Genomic DNA, 17,752 nt, shown 5'->3' with positions numbered 1-17,752 from the left:
GGCATAAGGCGAATTCTGCACGGCTCACAATCGCGCCCCTGCCCGCCGCTAAAGCAGCGGGCTACAAGATACAAAGCCCGCTGAAGCGGGCTGCAAGCCTGCTTCAGCTTACCCAGACAGCCCGCGCAGGCGGGCTTCGCCATATGTAGCCCGCCCGTTCACGGGCCGGGCACAATACACCCACAGCGGCGGCGTTCTGGCGGGCATTATAGCATGATCCCGCGCTGGCACGCGCCCGGCAATGCTGGTATAATCACGCGCACCACCCAAACGTTCTGTTTCATCCACTGTTGGAGAAATGATGCCGCGCGATCGCATCAGGATGCTGATCTGGCTCGGCGGCGCTGCTGCCGCCCTCCTCCTGCTCGCTGCGAGCCTGCCCAGCCTCACCTTCGCCCCCGGCCACGTCTACGACCTTAGCCGCCTGCGTGCCGTGTTCGCCGACGGCGGGCCGACGCGCGCAATCGACCCGGTGTCGGCGGCGTTCTGGCAGCGCGTGATGGCGGTCGTGATGCTGGTGATGCTGGTGATCCTGGGCATCGGGCTGATCATCTCGCCCGATTTGCGCCGCGAGCTGCTGCGCCGCTTTCTGATCGCAATGGCGGCGGTGCTGGTCTTCTATATTCTGTTTGGCCTGCTTCACGCCCTGCCCGGCGACAGCCCGCCCGCCCCGGTGCCAGCCGCCGCAACGCCGCCGCCCGGCAATGTCGAGCCATTTCCCGAGTTCACCGCCCAGCCCTCGTCATGGCTCACACTGCTGATTAGCCTGCTTCTGGCCGCCATGATTATTGCCGCGGTGTGGATTGCGTGGCGGCGCGCGCGTGCCCCACGTGCCCCGCTGGCGCAGCTGGCCGACGAGGCGCAGGCTGCCGTGGCGGGCTTGCAGGCTGGGGCCGACCTGAAAGACACGGTGTTGCGCTGCTACCGCGAGATGAGCCGCATCCTGGCCGAAGGGCGCGGCGTCGAGCGCTCGGACAGCATGACCGCCCGCGAATTCGAGCGGGCGCTGGCGGCGGCGGGCGTGCGCGACGACCACGTGCGCCAGCTCACGCGCCTGTTCGAGCGGGTGCGCTATGGCGCGCGCGAGGCCAGCGCCCGCGAGGAGCGCGAAGCGCTCGATTGCCTGACGGCGATTGCCGAAGGCTATGGGAGCGCGCGATGAGCCGGCAAACTGCCATTCTCCTTGGCGTGGGCATTCTGGCCGCCGTCGCGCTGGCGCTCACGATCATCGGCGCGGTGCGCGAGGCCGTGGTGGTGCCGCTGCTTTACCTGTGGTTTGTGGCTGGCGTGCTGCTCAGCAGCGTGCCGCAGTATGTGCTGTGGGGCGGCTTTGTGCTGGTGGCGCTGGTGGCAGCGCTGCGCAGCATGGCCCCGCCGCAGCGCCCGCGCTACGCCAGCCCGCCACCCGCCACGCCCGCTTCCACTACGCTGTATTCCTGGGCCGGCCTGCTTGAGCGCGCCGCGAACGACCGCTATGCGCGCTTTCTGCTCTCGCAGCGCATGGGCGAGCTTGCGATGAACCTGCTGGCCTCGCCCGAGCAAACGCAGGGCGTGCCAGCCTGGCAGTTTCTGGAAAGCGAAAGCCTGGGCATGCCCGCCGACGTGCGCGATTTCCTGCGCGCCGGACGCCGCAATTTCGTGCCGCCCGCGCGCTTCGCATGGCTCTGGCAGTGGCTGGGCCGCAGCACCAGCACAGCCGACCCGCTCGACATCGAGCCCGAGCGCGTGGTGCATTTTTTCGAACGCCAACTGCATACCGACGACGAAGAAGAGGAACGGAGCACCCCATGAATCTGGCCGTGACCGATGTCGCCCCGCTGGGCGCGCGCGTGCTTGCCGAGGTCGAGCGCGCCATTGTGGGCAAGCGCGCCCTGCTGACGCAGATCCTCGCGGCGGCGCTGGCGGGCGGGCATGTCCTGCTGGAAGATTACCCCGGCCTGGCGAAAACGCTGATCGCCAAAAGCTTCGCCAGCGCGCTCGGGCTGGAATTCCGCCGCATTCAGTTCACGCCCGACCTGCTGCCCGGCGACATCACCGGCAGCTATGTCTACGACCGCCAGCAGGGCCGTTTCGAGCTGCGCAAAGGCCCGATCTTCGCCAACATCATCCTGGCCGACGAGATCAACCGCGCTTCGCCCAAAACGCAATCTGCGCTGCTGGAAGCCATGCAGGAAGGGCAGGTGACGCTGGAAGGCGAAACCATGGCGCTGCCCGACCCGTTTATCGTGCTGGCGACGCAAAACCCGATTGAGTACGAAGGCACGTTTCAGCTTCCCGAAGCTCAGCTCGACCGCTTCCTGATGAAGCTCTCGGTTGGCTACCCCAGCATCGAAGACGAGCAGGAAATCCTGCGGCGGCGGCGCGCCCGGCGCGAAGACGAACCAACAGTCGAGCGCGCAACCAGCCGCGACGAGCTGCTCGGGCTGCGCGCCGCAATCGAGGATGTGCATGTCGACCGAGATGTCGAGCGCTATATCGTGCTGCTGGTGGAAGCGACCCGCCGCGACCGGCGCGTGGCGGTGGGCGCGAGCCCGCGTGGTTCGCTGGCGCTGCTCAAGCTAGCCCGCGTACAGGCCGCGCTCGATGGCCGCGACTATGTTATTCCCGATGATGTGAAGGCCTTTGTGAAGCCCGCGCTGATTCACCGCCTGCTGCTCACGCCCGATTTCTGGATGCAGCGCCGCGCCGCCGACGACGTGCTTTCCGACGTGGTGCGCGCCGTGGCGGTGCCGACGCTCGAAGGGGCGCGCTGATGCGACCGGCCCTGCTGCTGGGCGCGCTGATCTACGCGCTCGTGCTGGCCGGCCTCGCCACGCTCCAGGGCGCGGTGTTGGCCTTTGCGCTGCTGCCGCTGGTGTGGCTGGCCGCCGCGCTGCTGGCCCGCCCGGCCGCGCCCAGCCTGCGCATCACGCGCACACTCAGCAGCGACCGCGCCACGCCCGGCACGCCTGTGACTGTGCAAGTAAGCGTCACCAACACCGGCGCGGCCCTGGCCGACCTGCTGCTCGAAGATCGCGTGCCGGCCGGGCTGGCCGTGACCGAAGGCACGCCGCGCCTGCTCACGGCCCTGCCGGCGGGCGCGAGCGCGGAGTTTTCCTACAGCGTCAGCGGGGCGCGCGGCGTGTTTCAGTTCGCCGGGGTGCAGGCCAGCGCCCGCGAGCCGCTTGGCGTCCTGGGCCGCGAGGCGTTTGTCAATGCGCCCGGCCAATTGTTCATCCTGCCCGATGTGCTGCGCTTGCGGCGGCTCGCCATTCGCCCGCGCCAGACGCAGATTTACGCCGGATCGATTCCGGCGCGGCAGGGCGGCCCCGGCATCGAGTTCTTTGGCGTGCGGCCCTACCAGCCCGGCGACCCGACGCGCTGGGTCAGCGCGCGCGCCACTGCCCGCCACCCCGACCAGCTCTTTGTCAATGAGTTCGAGCAAGAGCGCGTCACCGAGGTCGGCCTGATCGTCGACGTGCGCCTGAGCAGCAACGTCCACACCTTGCGCGGCGCGCTGCTTGAGCACAGCATCCAGGCCGCCGCCGCGCTTGGCACTGCCCTGCTCGACCAGGGCAATCGCGTGGGGCTGCTGCTCTACGGCAACACGCTCAACTGGACCTACCCTGGCTACGGCAAGCTCCAGCGCGAGCGCGTGCTGCGCGCCCTGGCCCGCGCCGAGCTGGGCGACGCGCCGGTGTTCGAGGATTTCGACCGCATTCCCACGCGCCTGTTTCCGGCGCGCTCGCAGCTTATTCTGATCAGCCCGCTCAAATCGCGCGACCGCGATGTGCTGCGGCGGCTCCATGCGCGCGGCTACCAGATCCTCGTCATCACGCCCAACCCAATCCTGTTCGAGCGGCAGGCCCACGGCCCCGGCGCGGCGCTCGACCTGGCTGCGCGCCTGGCGAACCTTGAGCGCGCCACGCTGCTAGCCGACATTCGCCGCGCCGGCATCACCGTGATCGATTGGGATGTGGCGCTGCCCTTCCACCAGCTTGCCGACACGGCGCTGAGCCGGCCCATGCCGCAGCGAGGGAGAATATGAAAAGAAATGCCCTGCTGGCGATCGGCGTGGCGGCCCTGCTGCTGGCGCTTGCCTATGCGATCGCCGGGCGCTGGATCGGCACACTTGCTGCGGTGCTTGTGGGGGCTGCCTGGCTGGCGGGTGTGTGGCGCGAGCTTCCCAATGTCAGCGGCGTGGGGCTGGCCGGCGCGGCCATCGTCGCTGCCGCCGGGCCGTCGCAGGGCGCGCCCGCGCCCGTGCTGCTGCTTGGCATGCTGGCCGCGCTGGTGGCGTGGGATCTGGCGCGCTTCGCGGCACGGCTGCGCGCTGCCGGCGAGGTCGCCGACGCGGCCACGTTTGAGCGCGCGCACCTGCGCTCTGTGGGCGCGGTCGCGGGTGCCGGGCTGGCGCTTGGCGGCCTCGCGCTCGTTCTGCGCGTTGCAATCAGCTTTGGCTGGGTAATCTTCTTCGGCGTGGTCGCGATTGTCGCGCTCGGCCAGCTTGTGCGCACCCTCCAGCGCGATGGGGGATAGCGACACCGACCAAAGACGAAAGACGTAGGACGAAAGCTCCTGCGCACGAGGAGCCGCCCGGCAACGACAGTGTACTAGCCGTCATTGGCACTGCACCGCCCGGCAACGACACTGTACCACCCGACAACGGCAATGTACCGCCCGGCAATGACACTGCACCACCCGGTAAAGGCACCGCACCGTCCGGCAATGACACTGCACCAGCCGGCAAAGGCAGTGTACCACCCGGCAATGGCAGTGTACCACCCGACAATGGCAGTGTACCACCCGGCAATGATGGTGTACCGGTCGCTACCTTTCTTTGCCTTTGTGATTCGGGCGTATTGATGAGCCTTTACAAAATAATCAGACAACCATTTCGCCCCGGCCGCTAAAGCAGCGGGCTAGATTACAGCGAAGCCCGCCTTCGCGGGCTGTTTGGGTTAAATTGTAAAACACCATCAATATGCGCTTGGGTCTTCGCGCCTTCGTGGTTCCGCACCCAAAAACTTCGCGGCCTTTGCGCCCTTTGCGGTGAAAGTTATTCGTCCTTCGTCCTTCGTCCTTCGTCTTCCGTCCTTCGTGCCTTCGTGCCTTCGTGGTTCCGTTCTCCCCCAACTCCACGCTCTTTGCGCTTATCCTCCAAGTCGGCAGTCGGCAGTCGGCAGTCGGCAGTTGGCAGTTAGCAGTCGGCAATGACGAGCAGACTGCAAACTTTGCAACCTGCAACCTGCAAACCTTCAACTCTCTGCGCCTTTTGCGCCCTTTGCGGTGAAACTTATTGGTCCTTCGTCCTTCGTCTTCCGTCCTTCGCGCCTTCGTGGTTCCGTTCTCCCCCAACTTCCACGCTCTTTGCGCCATTTGCGGTGAAACTTATTGGTCCTTCGTCCTTCGTCTTCCGTCCTTCGTGCCTTCGTGCCTTCGTGGTTCCGTTCTCCCCCTACCTTTGCGGTGTATCCTCGCAGTCGGCAGTCGGCAATGACGAGCAGACTGCAAACTTTGCAACCCGCAACCTGCAAACCTTCAACTCTCTGCGCCCTTTGCGCTCTTTGCGGTTCAAGCATAGTTCGGGCGTATAGCATACGCCCATCCCCTACCGGCTCGCCTGTGTGCCAAACTGATGCCGGTGCAGCCGCGCATACGCCCCGCCGCGCTCTAATAGCTGGCTGTGCGTGCCATCCTCAATAATGCGCCCGCGCTCCATCACAATAATCCGGTCGGCGTCGCGGATAGTGCTCAGGCGGTGCGCAATCACCACGCTCGTGCGCGTGTGCAGAATGCGCGCCAGCGCCTGCTGGATCAGCATCTCGTTGGCCGTGTCGATGCTGCTGGTCGCTTCATCCAGCACCAGCACGCCGCTCGGGCTCAGCGCCAGCGCGCGCGCCAGCGACAACAGCTGTCGCTGCCCAACCGACAGGTTCGTGCCGCCCGGCGCAACCTTGTAGTCGTAGCTTCCCGGCAGCTGCTCAATGAAGTGCGCGGCATTGCTCAGCTCGGCAGCGCGGCGCACCTCGGCGTCGCTGATATCGTCGCGATACAGGCGGATATTCATCGCAATTGTGCCCGCGAGGCAGACCGGGTCCTGCGGGATCACCGCCACTGCCCGGCGCAGCGCCGCCAGATCCATCTGCCGAATATCCACACCATCGAGCACAACCTGTCCCATCTGCGGGTCGTAGAAGCGCGCCAGCAGGCTTACCAAACTCGACTTGCCCGCGCCGGTCGCGCCAACAATCGCCACCGTCTGCCCGGCCGGGATCTGGAGCGAAACATCGCGCAGCACTGGCTCGTCGGCCACATACGCAAAGCTCACGTGGCGCAGTTCGACCGCGCCGCGCACGCGTGGCAGGGCCACGGGCCTGGCTGGCTGCACAATCGCCGGCTGCGACTCGAGCATGCGCTGCACGCGCTCGGCCGCACCGAGGCCGATCTGCACCGAGTTATACTCCTCCGATAGGCGCAGAATCGGCTGGAAAGCACGGTCGGCATACTGCACAAACGCCACCAGTGTGCCAAGCGTGGCCCAGCCGGCCAGCACGCCATTCCCGCCGCCATACAGCAGCAGCGAAAGGCCCAGCGCGGCCAGCACCTCCTGCACTGCCAGAAACATTGCGCTGTTCTGGCGCAGCACCAGCAGCGCCTGCCGGTAGCCGTGGTTGTACACGCCATAGTCGCGCGCGCTGGCAGGCTGCCGGCCAAACAGCTGCACCAGCAGCATGCCGTTCAGGTGCTCGTTCAGGAAGCCGCTGATCATCGCCAGCGCGGTGCGCTCGCCGGTGGACGAGCGGCGGATGCGCCAGCGGAAGTAGCGCGTGACCATCAGCAGAATGGGCAGCACGCCCAGCGCCAGCAGCGCCAGCCGCCAGTTCACTGCAAACATCACCAGCACCACCGCCACCAGCGTCACGCTTTCCGTCAGGATCGTCACCACGCTGCTCGAAAGCAACTGGTTCAGCGCATCGATATCGCTGGTCAGGCGCGTCACCAGCTCGCCGGTCGGGTAGCGCCCGAAAAAGGCCTGGTCCTGCCCCATAAAATGGCGGAACAAGAGTGTGCGCAGATCGGCGAGCGCGCGCTGGCCGGCCTGCTGCAGGAAATAGGTTTGCGCGTACTGCAACAGGAACAGTGCAACCGCCGCGCCGCCATACAAGCCGGCCAGCGGCCACAGCCCGGCTGTGTCGCCACGCGCAATTGGTCCGTCGATGGTTTGGCCCAGCAGGTAAGGCGGCGCGAGGCTCAAGCCAGCAGTGACGAGCAACAGCACCAGCGCCACCGCCATTGGCCGCCAGTGCGGCGCAAGCGTGGTCGCCAGCAATTTGAACATCGCAGCGTCCTGGCTGCGCGATTGGCGTGCTTCAGTCATTGAACTGATCTCCTTGCCGGCAGACGAACGACGAATGACGAATGACGAACGCGAAATTCACCACAGAGACACAGAGGCACGGAGATTTTAGATTGACAACTGACGACAGGATGATTAACCGCAAAGAGCGCGAAGGTTTTCGGGTTGCAGGTTTGAAGGTTGAAAGTTTCAGGTTCCTGCCAACTGCCAACTGCCAACTGCCAACTGCGCTCACCCTTTCACCCCTTCACCTTGTCATCTTGTCACCCGTTCGTTCCTGCCAACTGCCAACTGCCGACCGCCGACCGCCAACTGCGCTCACCCGTTCACCCGCTCATCTTCTTCCTCGGCCTGCTTCAGCTCGCGGCGGTACATTGCGGCATAGAGGCCATCTTCTGCGAGAAGCTGCTGGTGCGTGCCGCGCTCGGCCACCTGCCCCTCGTCGAGCACCACAATCTGGTCGGCGTCGCGCACGGCGGCGATGCGCTGCGCCACAATGATGCAGGTGCGCTCGCCACGGTAGCCTTGCAGCTCGCCCAGAATTTGCGCGGCGGTGTGCGCGTCCACGCTCGCCAGCGCATCGTCGAGCACCAGAATTTGCGGGTCGCGCACAAGGGCGCGGGCGAGTGCCGTGCGAGCGCGCTGCCCCCCCGAAAGTGAGGTGCCGCGCTCACCTACCACCGTGGCCAGACCCTGCGGGAGCTGCGGCAGGTCGTTCACCAGGCGCGCGGCGTGCATCGCAGTTTCAATCCGGCTGGTCGGCATCTCGATGCCTTCAAACGCAATATTGTCGCGCAGCGACATGCCAAACAGCAGCGTTTCCTGTGGCACGTAGCCCAGCGCGCGGCGCAGCGCCGACAATTTCACTTTGCGCAGGTCGTGCTCGTCCAGCAAAATGCGCCCGCTGTCGGGGTCGCGCACCCGCCCAATCAGGCTGAGCAGCGTGCTCTTGCCTGCGCCGGTCGCGCCAACAATGCCCACCGTCGTGCCGGCCGGCACATCAATCGACACGTCGCGCAGCACCGAGCGCCCCTCGAAGCGCACACTCACATGCTCGAAGCGCAGCGCGCCACGCGGGTGCAGGTCGACCGCGTCGGGCGCATCGACGATCTCGGGCTGGCGCAGCAGCACCTCGCCAATGCGCTCGGCGGCGGCGCTGCCCTGCTGCAGGCGCTCGACTGCGCGGCTGAGCTGCAGGGCCGCATTGCTCAGCAGCGTCAGGTAAACAATGAACTGCACGTACTGGCCGAGGGTGAGCTGCTTCTGAATAATCATGATGCCGCCGATTGCCAGCACCAGCGTCGAGGCCAGGCGCACCACCAGATTCGGCAGTGGCGTCACCGCGTTCGACATCAACACGTAGCGCAGGTTTTCACGCGCATAGCCCTCGCTGACGCGCTCGAACGCCCGAATGGTCGGCGGCTCCTGCGTGTAGGCGGCCAGCATGCGCTCCGCGCCGAGGTGCTCCTGCGAAAAGGCCGACATGCGCGCCAGCTCGCGCTGCACCCGCACAAAGGCGTGCTCGATGGTGTGGTTGAAGCCAAGCTGCAGCGCCACGCTGAGCGTCAGCATCACCACCACAATGCCGGCCAGCAAGGGGCTGGTGAGCGCCATCATGCCGCAGCCGATGCCCAGCAGAAACAGCGCGTGCGCCGACATCTGAAAGCCGGCGCTGAAAAATCGCCAGATGTAGATGAAATCGCTGGTGCCGCGCGACAGCAGGTCGCCGGTGCCATAGTCGCGCAGCGTGCGCTGGTCGAACTGGAGCAGGCGCGCAAACATCGCCTGGCCCATGGTGTAGGTCACGCCTACGGCCACCGCGCCGCTGAGCATGCGCAGCATGTAGCGGAATATCGCCAGCGTGGTGGCGAGCCCAACCAGCCCAAGCGCGTACCACAGCAGCGCATCGAGCGCCACGCCCGCGCGCAGGTCGTCGATGGCGCGGCCAAGCAGCGCCGGGCTGTAGGCGCTGGCGCTTGCGCCAATGGCCGCGTAGAGCGTGCCAAGCAGCAAGTGGCCGCGATAGGGCCGGGTGTAGGGCAGCAAAAAGCGCACGCCACTCCCGCGAAACAAGCGGTGCATGCATTCTCCTTTCGCTCTGGGTGCGGCGCGTGCCGCAGACGGATGGGGTCGGGCGCAGCAAAGCGCGCCGCCGCGAGGCGGGCCAGGTGCGCGGCCGGGGCAATATATCGATATACGAAGGTGCGGCTGCACTATACCACAGCCGCGCGGGTGATGGGGCGAAAATCGGGGGACAAATGTGGGATGCGGCGAAATTGGTGGCTGAGCGCTATTGGAAGATTTGCGTCCACTACCTTTTAAATAACCACCAAGACACCAAGGCACCAAGGTTTATAGGTTTCTTAAGCCTTGGTGCCTTGGTGTCTTGGTGGTGAAAATGCTCTCGACATCCTTATTTGCTAGGCAGTAGGTTTAGGTCCACGCACTACAAACTACGCTCTTAGCTTTGTAGTGCGTATCTTGCGATGAGCATGATACGCGCCCTACGGCGGGCAGATCTGCAAGGCCACCACGGTCATGTCGTCGTGCTGCGCCACATCGCCAACGAACCCGCGCACCGCACACACCAGCGCATCGACAATTGCCACAGGCTCGCCGCCGCCATGCGCGCGAAACGCCGCTTCCAGCCGCTCGAAACCCCACAGCTCATCGCCAGCGTTCATCGCCTCGACAATGCCGTCGCTCACCAGCAGCAGGCTGTCGCCGGGCTGGAGCGCAACGACCTGCTCGGTGTAGCTCGCGCCGTGCATCGCGCCCAGCGGCAGGCCAAAACTTTCGACATACTGCACCTGCCCGCCGCGCCAGAGCAACGGCGCGATCAGGCCGGCATTCGCAACCTGCGCCTCGTAGTTGCGGCCATCGAGCACCACGCTGAGAAACGCCGCATTCTGGCGGCTTTGCATCATGCGCGGCGCGAGGCTGAGATTGCAGGCTTCCAGCAGGTCGCCCTGGTCGTGGTAGGTGTCGACCAGCGTCTCGAAGGTGTTGAGCGCGAGGGCCATCAGCAGCGCGGCGGGGATGCCTTTGCCGCTGACATCGCCAACCGCCACGCCCAGCCGGCCATCGGCGTAGGTGTGGTAGGCGAAGAAATCGCCGCCGACCTCTTTGGCCGGGATGGAGCTGCCGGCGACTTTGATATTCGGCAGCGCGGGCGTGGTGTGCGGCAGCAGGCTGAGCTGGATCGTGCGGGCGGCGGCCAGCTCGCTGCGCACGCGCTCCTGCGCCTCCAGCGACTGCGCCAGCTCGGCGGTGCGCCGCTCGACCTCGGACTCGAGGTGCTGGTTGAGCTGCACCATCGGGCTGAACAGCTGCTGCTTCACGACCTCGTAGGCCATGAACAGCGCGCCGATGGCGATGGTGTAGGTTTGCACCGAGATGGCCGGGCTGAGGAGCGCAGCGACGGTGGTAACTGTCACGATCAGCGCCCCAATCAGCAATGGCCGGTGCGTTCGCCACGCGGCATTGCGCACCAGCAGTGCCAGCGCTATTCCTTCAAATAAATAATGAAAAGCTGACAGCGCGGTGGCGAATGGCGTGATGCCAAAATCGATCCCGCCGTCGGAGCCGCGCCGCACGTCGGTCACGATTTCGTTGCGCAGCAGCAGCACCACGAACAGCGCATAGATCACAAAGGCCAGCAGGTTGAGCGCCAGCCGCGCGCGCCGGCCCAGCGGATAGAAGCTTTCGACAAACCAGAACAGCGTGACGCCCAGCATTGCAAAGCCCAGCGCCACCCAGTTCATCACGGCGGCCGGGTTGCCGCCAAGCTGCGGCACGTTCACCAGCAGCCGCCCCACGATGCTAAAGCCCATCCAGGTGCTCAGGGCCAGCAGGAACAGCGCAAAGCTCAGGTTTGTCCAGCGGCGCGGGCCGAGCCAGAGCACCAGCAGCAGCGCGGCGAGCGCGACAACCAGGGTAATTGTATTTGCAGTTTGGGCAAACCAGAAAAATGTTGTCATGGCACGATGTCGGACTATTAGGCTTCGTTGTCGAGTATAGCAGCCTGCCCGGCGCGCACAATCAGCGAGAGGTGAGCATTCGATGACAAGCTGTACACAGAATCAACGCAGGCCCGCGTGCGTTTTCGCGAACCTGCGTCGGAGGATTTTGTTTTATAACGAAGGAATTTAAGCCACAGAGCGCACAGAGGGCACGGAGTTTGGTTTTCTCGCTCAGTGCTCTCGGTGTTCTCTGTGGCTCAGTTTGGCACCTAGCCCGGCCACAGCCCCTGCCCTTCGCGCTCGACCACATAGCCGGCGCGGGCGAGGTCGTGCAGAACCTGCTGGGCGTGTTCTTCGTCGCGCACTTCCAGCACCATCTCGATGCCCACGCGGTCGACCGGCACCAGCCAGACGGCGCGGCGGTGGAAGATATCGATCACATTCGCGCCAGCCCGCGCCACATGGTCGATCAGCGGGGCCAGGTTGCCCGGCCGGTCGTCCACAGACGTGCGCAGCAGCATATAGCGCCCCTGCTTCACCAGCACCTGCTCCAGCACGCGCGCCAGCAGGTTGCCATCGATGTTGCCGCCGCACAGCACCGTGCACACGGTTTCGCCCGCCGCAACTGCCACGCGCCGGCTGACCAGCGCCGCCAGCCCGGCCGCGCCCGCGCCCTCGACCACCTGGCGCACATTCTGGGCGGCGTGGGCAATGGCGCGCGCAATCTCGTCGTCATCGACCGTCACGACCTCGTCAATCAGCTCGCGAATGATTGGCAGCGTCAGGTCGCCGGGGCGCTTGACCGCGATGCCATCGGCAATGGTGCGCGCGGTTGCGGAGGTAACCGGCTCGCCAGCGGCCAGCGACTCAAGCACGGGCGCGCACCCGGCGGCCTGCACACCCACAATTCGCACGTCGGGCATGAGCGCCTTGACGGCAGTTGCGATGCCGCCGATCAGGCCGCCGCCGCCGATCGGCACCACCAAAACCTGCAAATCGGGCAGCGCCTCGACAATCTCCAGGCCGATGGTGCCCTGCCCGGCGATCACGCGCTCGTCGTTGAAGGCGTGCACATAGGTCAGGCCGCGTTCCTGCTGCAAGGCGCGCGCGTGCGCCCCGGCGTCGTCGAAGGTCGCGCCGTGCAGAATCACTTCTGCGCCGAGGCGGCGCGTGGCCGCGACCTTGGTGAGCGGGGCGCGCTCGGGCATGACGATGGTGGCGGGAATGCCCTGCAGCTTGGCGGCCAGCGCAACGCCCTGCGCGTGGTTGCCCGCCGAGTGCGCGATCACGCCACGCGCGCGCTCTTCGGGCGCGAGCCGGCTGATCGTGTTGTACGCGCCGCGAATTTTGAACGAGCCGCTGCGCTGGGTGTTTTCGGCCTTCAAAAACACGCGCGCGCCCAGGTCGTCGGAAAGGCGCTCGTCGGCCAGCACGGGCGTGGCGCTGATCACCCCGCGCAGCACCCGCCGGGCAGCCTGAATATCGGCCAGCGTGACAGTCATAGCAGCAACCTCGCTGTTGGCGGATGACCGCCCTTCTTAAGCGTCCCAATGGTTTCGAAGCCGTATTGTACCACGCGCCAGCGGGCGTGCTGCGCCATACACTCTTCCACAGAAAGCTGAGACAAAACGCCGCAGGATCGTGGGAAACGAACAAATATGCGTCTTTGTACGATTCGCGGGCGCAGCTTTGGCAAGGCAATTCTGGGTGCTACACGCAAACGTGGGCATGGAATGAGCGTAATCGTGTAGACCTGGCGCAGGCGATCTGGTAAAAACTTGGTGAAGATTGGTGACAAGGATATGGAAAGGAAACCCCGTTTTGCAACGCATTGTCTTGCTCGTTCTCGCCCTCTGTGTTGTTGCCGTGCTGGTGCCGCACACCACCTCGGCAGCCAGCTATAGCAGCAGCGCCAGCGCCACGCCCGCCACCGCCGCGCCCGGCAGCGCCGTCGCGATTGACGTGGTGGTGCAGAGTAGCGCCGCCACAAGCGCGCTTGTGGATCTGGAAGTATACGGCCCAAGCGGTCAGAAAGTTTTCCAGCAAGCCTGGGACAACCAGGCGCTCGCGGCCGGGCAGGCACGCACCTTGCGCGCCAGCTGGGCTGTGCCCGCGAACGCGACCACTGGCAACTACACGCTGAAAATCGGCCTGTTCGCGCCGGGCTGGGGTACGCTGTACCAGTGGAACGACGCGGCCGGCCAGCTCGCACTCGCGACTGGAACAACGAGCGCGGGCAGCGGTCTGACCGGTCAGTATTATGACAATCAGGACTTCACTGCGCTCAAGCTCACCCGCACCGACGCCACGGTCAACTTCAGCTGGGGCAGCGGCGCGCCCGCGAGTAGCATGGGCGCGGATACCTTCTCGGTGCGCTGGCAGGGCAAAGTGCTGCCGCGCTTCTCGGAAACCTACACCTTCTACACCACCTCCGACGACGGCGTGCGCCTGTGGGTGAATGGCAAGCGTCTGGTGAATAACTGGACCAACCACACCGCCACTGAGAACAAGGGCACGATTGCGCTCCTTTCCGGGCAGCAGTACGACCTGAAGCTCGAATATTACGAAAGTACAAACACCGCCCAGATCGCGTTGGCATGGTCGAGCGCCAGCCAGGCCAAGCAGGTGATCCCGCAAAGCCAGCTGTTCCCTGCGGCTGCGGCACCTGCGCCCACACCCACCAGCGCGCCGACGGCAACCGCCGCGCCCACCAGCGCGCCAACCGCCACGGCAGTCGTTCCAACCGCAACCACAACCGCGCCGACTGCCACACCGACCGCCAGCACTGGCACCGGGCGCTACTTCAGCACCTTGCCACCCGGCGCGGCGCTGCCCAGCGACGCCGCGTGCGCCGCAGCGGTGAAGCGCCGGCCCGAGAACAAAGGCGCGAACGCGGCCTATAACGCCACGCCCGGCAATCAGAAGCTGTCGAGCAGCTTCCTGAGCGGCGACCCGCGCGCCAACAGCGAGATCGCCGCGCGCGTGACGGGCAACTTCACCGGCAGCACCGACGAAATTTTGCAGTGGACGGCCTGCAAGTGGGGCGTTGACGAAGACATGGTGCGCGCGCAGGCCGCCGTCGAGTCGTGGTGGCGGCAAAGCACCAAGGGCGACTGGACCACCGACGCCACGCGCTGCGCGCCGGGCCACGGCCTGGGCGTGGATGGCGTGGCCGGGCAGTGCCCCGAAAGCTGGGGCGTGTTGCAGAACCGCTACCCCTACGAGCAATCGGCATGGCCGGGCATCGAGAACTCAACCGCCTTCAACGCCGACACCGCCTACGCGATCTGGCGCGCCTGCTACGAAGGCTACGAGTGGTGGCTGAACGACGTCGAGAAGGGGCAGAACTATGCCGCTGGCGATGCGTGGGGCTGCATGGGGCGCTGGTTCGCCGGTCGCTGGCACACCCAGCCCGCCAACGACTACATCACCCGCGTGCAGGGCTACCTGAACGACCGTATCTGGGAGCAGGCGAGCTTCCAGGAGCCGTAAACTGGCACGGGAGAACGACAAGTATCCACAGATGACGCAGATTACGCAGATGATAGACCTCCTATCTGTGTAATCTGCGCCATCTGTGGATGGATTTGTGATTTTGGCATAAACCTGGGGCGGCGCAAACATGTGCGCCGCCCCGCCTTGCCTGTGGTACAATCGCGCCGTCTACGCATTGCAGTAGCAGAGCAGGCCATTGTCACACGAGCAGCTTCCCATTACAATTAACAGCGCCGCGCATGCCCGAATGCGCGAACAGCAACGAGCCGAGCAAGGCGCAACCATGGCCGATCCGCAGCAGCCATACGCATACCAGCGCGAAGCTTCCGCGCGCCCGCTGGTGATTGGCGTGGCGGGCGGCAGCGGCTCGGGCAAAACCACCGTCTCGCAGGCGATTCTTGAGCGCGTTGGCAGCGACCGCATCACCTACCTCCAGCACGATTCCTACTACTGCGACCTGGCGCACCTGCCGCTGGCCGAGCGCCGCCAGATCAATTTCGACCACCCCGACGCCTTCGATAACGAGCTGTTTATTGCGCATGTCGACGCGCTGATTCGCGGCGAGCCGGCCGATGTGCCAACCTACGACTTCGCCACCTACGTGCGCGGCCCCGCCGAGATCGTGCCGCCACGCCCGGTGATCCTGATCGAAGGCATTCTGATCTTTGCCGACGCCGCGCTGCGCGAACGCCTCGACATCAAGCTCTTTGTCGACGCCGAGAGCGACATGCGGATCATTCGCCGCTTGCAGCGCGATATTGTCGAGCGCGGGCGCAGCGCCGAGTCGGTGATCGAGCAATACCTCACCACCGTGCGGCCCATGCACCTGGAGTTTGTCGAGCCGTCCAAGCGCTACGCCGACATCATCATTCCGCGTGGCGGGCTCAACGCCATTGCCATCGACATGGTCACGGCGCGCATCGCCCTGATGCTGCACGAGCGTGGCGCAGCATGACCCAGCCCGCGCTCACGGTCTACTCGCTGCCGCCACAGCTACCCACCAACCCCTACCTCGACCGGCTCTACGCGCCAATGGCGGCGTATGCCGTTCTGGTGCGGCGCGGGCGGCCACGCGCCGAGCTGCCGCGCGCGCTGTTTGGCGCTGGCCCGCGCATTCTGCACCTGCATTTCTTCGACGAGCTGACGCAGCACCCGAGCGCCGCCCAGGCTGCTGCCCGCAGCATTGCCTTTCTGGCCGTGCTGGCGGCGCTGCGCGCGCGCGGCGTGCGGCAGGTATGGACGGCGCACAACCTCCAGCCGCACGAAACCCGCCACCCGGCCTGGGCCGCTCGCGTGTACCGCGCTGTGGCGCGCAGCAGCGCCGCGATCATTGCGCACAGCCATGCCGCCCGCTCGCTGTTAGAAGCGCGCTATGGCCCACTGCCGCACTGCACGGTCATTCCGCACGGCAACTACATCGGCGCATATGGCCCGCCGCGCGCGCAAGCCGCCAGCCGCGCCGCGCTGGGTTTGCCCGCCACTGGCCGCGTGACGCTGGCGCTCGGCGCGCTGCGGCCCTACAAAGGGCTGGAAGATCTCTTAGCCGCCTTTTCTCAACTGCCCGCCGAAGGGCGCGGCACCCTGCTGATCGCGGGCGCGGCCAAAGATCACGCCTATACAAGCGCGCTGGAGCAGCAGGCCAGGGGCATTGCGGGCGCGCGCGTGCAGGCGCAGTTCGTGCCCGACGACGCGCTGGCGACCTACTTCGGCGCGGCCGATCTGGTGGCGCTGCCCTACCGCAGCATGCTCACCTCAGGCGCGCTGCTGGCCGCGCTTTCCTACAGCCGGCCCGTGCTTGCGCCCGCGCTGCCGCCCGTCGCCGAGCTGGTGCGCGAAGGCGAAAATGGCTTTCTGTTCGCGCCTGGCGACGCCGATGCGCTGGCTGCCGCGCTGAGCCGCGCCCTCGCGCACGCCGACCTGCCCGCGCTGGGCGAGCGAGCCTTGGCAAGCGCGCGCGCCTTCGACTGGGAAAACATCGCCGCGCAAACTGTCGCCGCCTATCGCCGCGCCGTGAGCTAATACGCCATGCCTGACACCAACGCCGAAAACCCGCTCGTCTCGCTGATTGTTGTCACCTACAACAGCGCCGCCCTGCTGCCCGAATGCCTGGGCGCGCTGGCCGCCACGCGCTACACGCCCTGTGAGCTTCTGGTGGTCGACAACGCCTCGGCCGACGGCACCGCTGCCCGCGCCGCCGCGCTTGCGCCTAACGCGCAGGTGCTGGCCAACCGCGAAAACATTGGCTTTGGGCGGGCATGCAACCAGGGCGCGGCGGCGGCGCGTGGCGAATTGCTTGTGTTCATCAACCCCGATGTGCGCGTGACGCCCGAATGGCTCCACATGTTGGTTGAAGATATGCGTGATACGCCCGATGCAGGGCTGATTGCGCCCACCACGCTCTACCCCGACGAAGCCCCGCCGCAGGTGCCCACGCGGCTGGGCGAAACAGCCGCTCTTCCCGGCGCGGCGCTCATGGTTCGGCGGGCGGCATGGCAGCAGCTCCGCGGCTTCGACGAGGGCTTTTTTCTCTACTGGGAAGACACCGACCTGTGCTGGCGGGCATGGCTGCTTGGCTGGCGCGTGCTCGAAGACTTCGGCGCGCTGGTGTATCACGAGCGCGGCGGCAGCGCGGGCGGGCGGCGCTGGGACGACGAAACCACCAAAAACAGCCTGCGCACCTACCTCAAAACCATGCGCTGGCGGCGGATCGTACCGTTTGCCGCCGCGCTAGCGTTCAAAACCATGGCAAAGATCGTGCGCTTCCGCCAGCCGGCCTTGCTCGGCGCATGGGCCTGGAACGCCCGCCACCTGGGCGAAACGCTGACGCTGCGCCGCGAACTGGCGCGCATGCGCAGTGGCAGCCCGGCCCGGCTCGAGCGCCTGATCGACATTCACACCGCGCGCAATCGGCGCGCCCGCCGCGAACGGCAGCAGCACGCCATCCCGTGATATAATG

Annotated in this window: 13 protein-coding genes; 9 read left to right on the top strand and 4 right to left on the bottom strand. The window is 66.0% G+C overall.

Features of this window, described 5'->3' with window-relative positions; genetic code table 11:
- Positions 1-301 precede the first annotated feature (301 nt).
- The 5 genes from M1P90_RS02850 to M1P90_RS02830 are packed head-to-tail and all read left to right on the top strand — an operon-like array spanning position 302 to position 4,518.
- Positions 302-1,162, top strand: a complete 861-nt coding sequence (locus M1P90_RS02850) for a DUF4129 domain-containing protein (protein ID WP_483701146.1) — start codon at positions 302-304, stop codon at positions 1,160-1,162.
- Positions 1,159-1,791, top strand: a complete 633-nt coding sequence (locus M1P90_RS02845) for a hypothetical protein (RefSeq protein WP_483701145.1) — start codon at positions 1,159-1,161, stop codon at positions 1,789-1,791. The genes M1P90_RS02850 and M1P90_RS02845 overlap by 4 nt, the downstream gene beginning before the upstream one ends.
- Positions 1,788-2,753 (top strand): AAA family ATPase, encoded by a 966-nt coding sequence (locus M1P90_RS02840; RefSeq protein ID WP_483701144.1) that lies wholly within the window; start codon positions 1,788-1,790, stop codon positions 2,751-2,753. Before M1P90_RS02845 ends, M1P90_RS02840 begins: the two co-directional genes overlap by 4 nt.
- Entirely contained in the window at positions 2,753-4,027 is a 1,275-nt protein-coding gene (locus M1P90_RS02835) for a DUF58 domain-containing protein (RefSeq protein WP_483701143.1), read from the top strand. Before M1P90_RS02840 ends, M1P90_RS02835 begins: the two co-directional genes overlap by 1 nt.
- Complete coding sequence (locus tag M1P90_RS02830) at positions 4,024-4,518, top strand: hypothetical protein (RefSeq protein WP_483701142.1); 495 nt, start codon at positions 4,024-4,026, stop codon at positions 4,516-4,518. Before M1P90_RS02835 ends, M1P90_RS02830 begins: the two co-directional genes overlap by 4 nt.
- Before the next feature lie 1,072 nt (positions 4,519-5,590).
- Here M1P90_RS02830 and M1P90_RS02825 read toward each other — a convergent pair.
- The 4 genes from M1P90_RS02825 to ilvA all read right to left on the bottom strand — a co-directional run bounded on the left by M1P90_RS02825 (position 5,591) and on the right by ilvA (position 12,803).
- Positions 5,591-7,360: an ABC transporter ATP-binding protein gene (locus M1P90_RS02825; protein ID WP_483701141.1), complete on the bottom strand. Its 1,770-nt coding sequence runs from the start codon at positions 7,358-7,360 to the stop codon at positions 5,591-5,593.
- Between the two features lie 297 nt (positions 7,361-7,657).
- Complete coding sequence (locus tag M1P90_RS02820) at positions 7,658-9,421, bottom strand: ABC transporter ATP-binding protein (RefSeq protein ID WP_483701140.1); 1,764 nt, start codon at positions 9,419-9,421, stop codon at positions 7,658-7,660.
- A gap of 422 nt (positions 9,422-9,843) precedes the next feature.
- A complete protein-coding gene (locus M1P90_RS02815) occupies positions 9,844-11,319 on the bottom strand; it encodes a PP2C family protein-serine/threonine phosphatase (protein ID WP_483701139.1) in 1,476 nt (491 codons plus the stop codon).
- 251 nt (positions 11,320-11,570) lie between these two features.
- A complete protein-coding gene (gene ilvA / locus M1P90_RS02810) occupies positions 11,571-12,803 on the bottom strand; it encodes a threonine ammonia-lyase (protein WP_483701138.1) in 1,233 nt (410 codons plus the stop codon).
- Positions 12,804-13,122: 319 nt separating this feature from the next.
- Here ilvA and M1P90_RS02805 point away from each other — a divergent pair, with 319 nt between their 5' ends.
- The 4 genes from M1P90_RS02805 (at position 13,123) to M1P90_RS02790 (ending at position 17,745) form a co-directional block, all read left to right on the top strand.
- Positions 13,123-14,793, top strand: a complete 1,671-nt coding sequence (locus M1P90_RS02805) for a PA14 domain-containing protein (protein ID WP_483701137.1) — start codon at positions 13,123-13,125, stop codon at positions 14,791-14,793.
- 286 nt (positions 14,794-15,079) lie between these two features.
- Positions 15,080-15,751 (top strand): uridine kinase, encoded by a 672-nt coding sequence (gene udk, locus M1P90_RS02800; protein ID WP_483701136.1) that lies wholly within the window; start codon positions 15,080-15,082, stop codon positions 15,749-15,751.
- Positions 15,748-16,815, top strand: coding sequence for a glycosyltransferase (locus tag M1P90_RS02795; protein ID WP_483701135.1), 1,068 nt, complete (start codon positions 15,748-15,750; stop codon positions 16,813-16,815). The genes udk and M1P90_RS02795 overlap by 4 nt, the downstream gene beginning before the upstream one ends.
- Positions 16,816-16,821: 6 nt before the next feature.
- Positions 16,822-17,745: a glycosyltransferase family 2 protein gene (locus tag M1P90_RS02790; protein ID WP_483701134.1), complete on the top strand. Its 924-nt coding sequence runs from the start codon at positions 16,822-16,824 to the stop codon at positions 17,743-17,745.
- Positions 17,746-17,752: the final 7 nt, after the last annotated feature.

It is taken from the genome of Kouleothrix sp. 19917 (assembly GCF_057073505.1).
The sequence above is the reverse complement of the archived record's forward strand: the minus strand, read 5'-3'. Positions and strand labels throughout refer to the sequence as shown.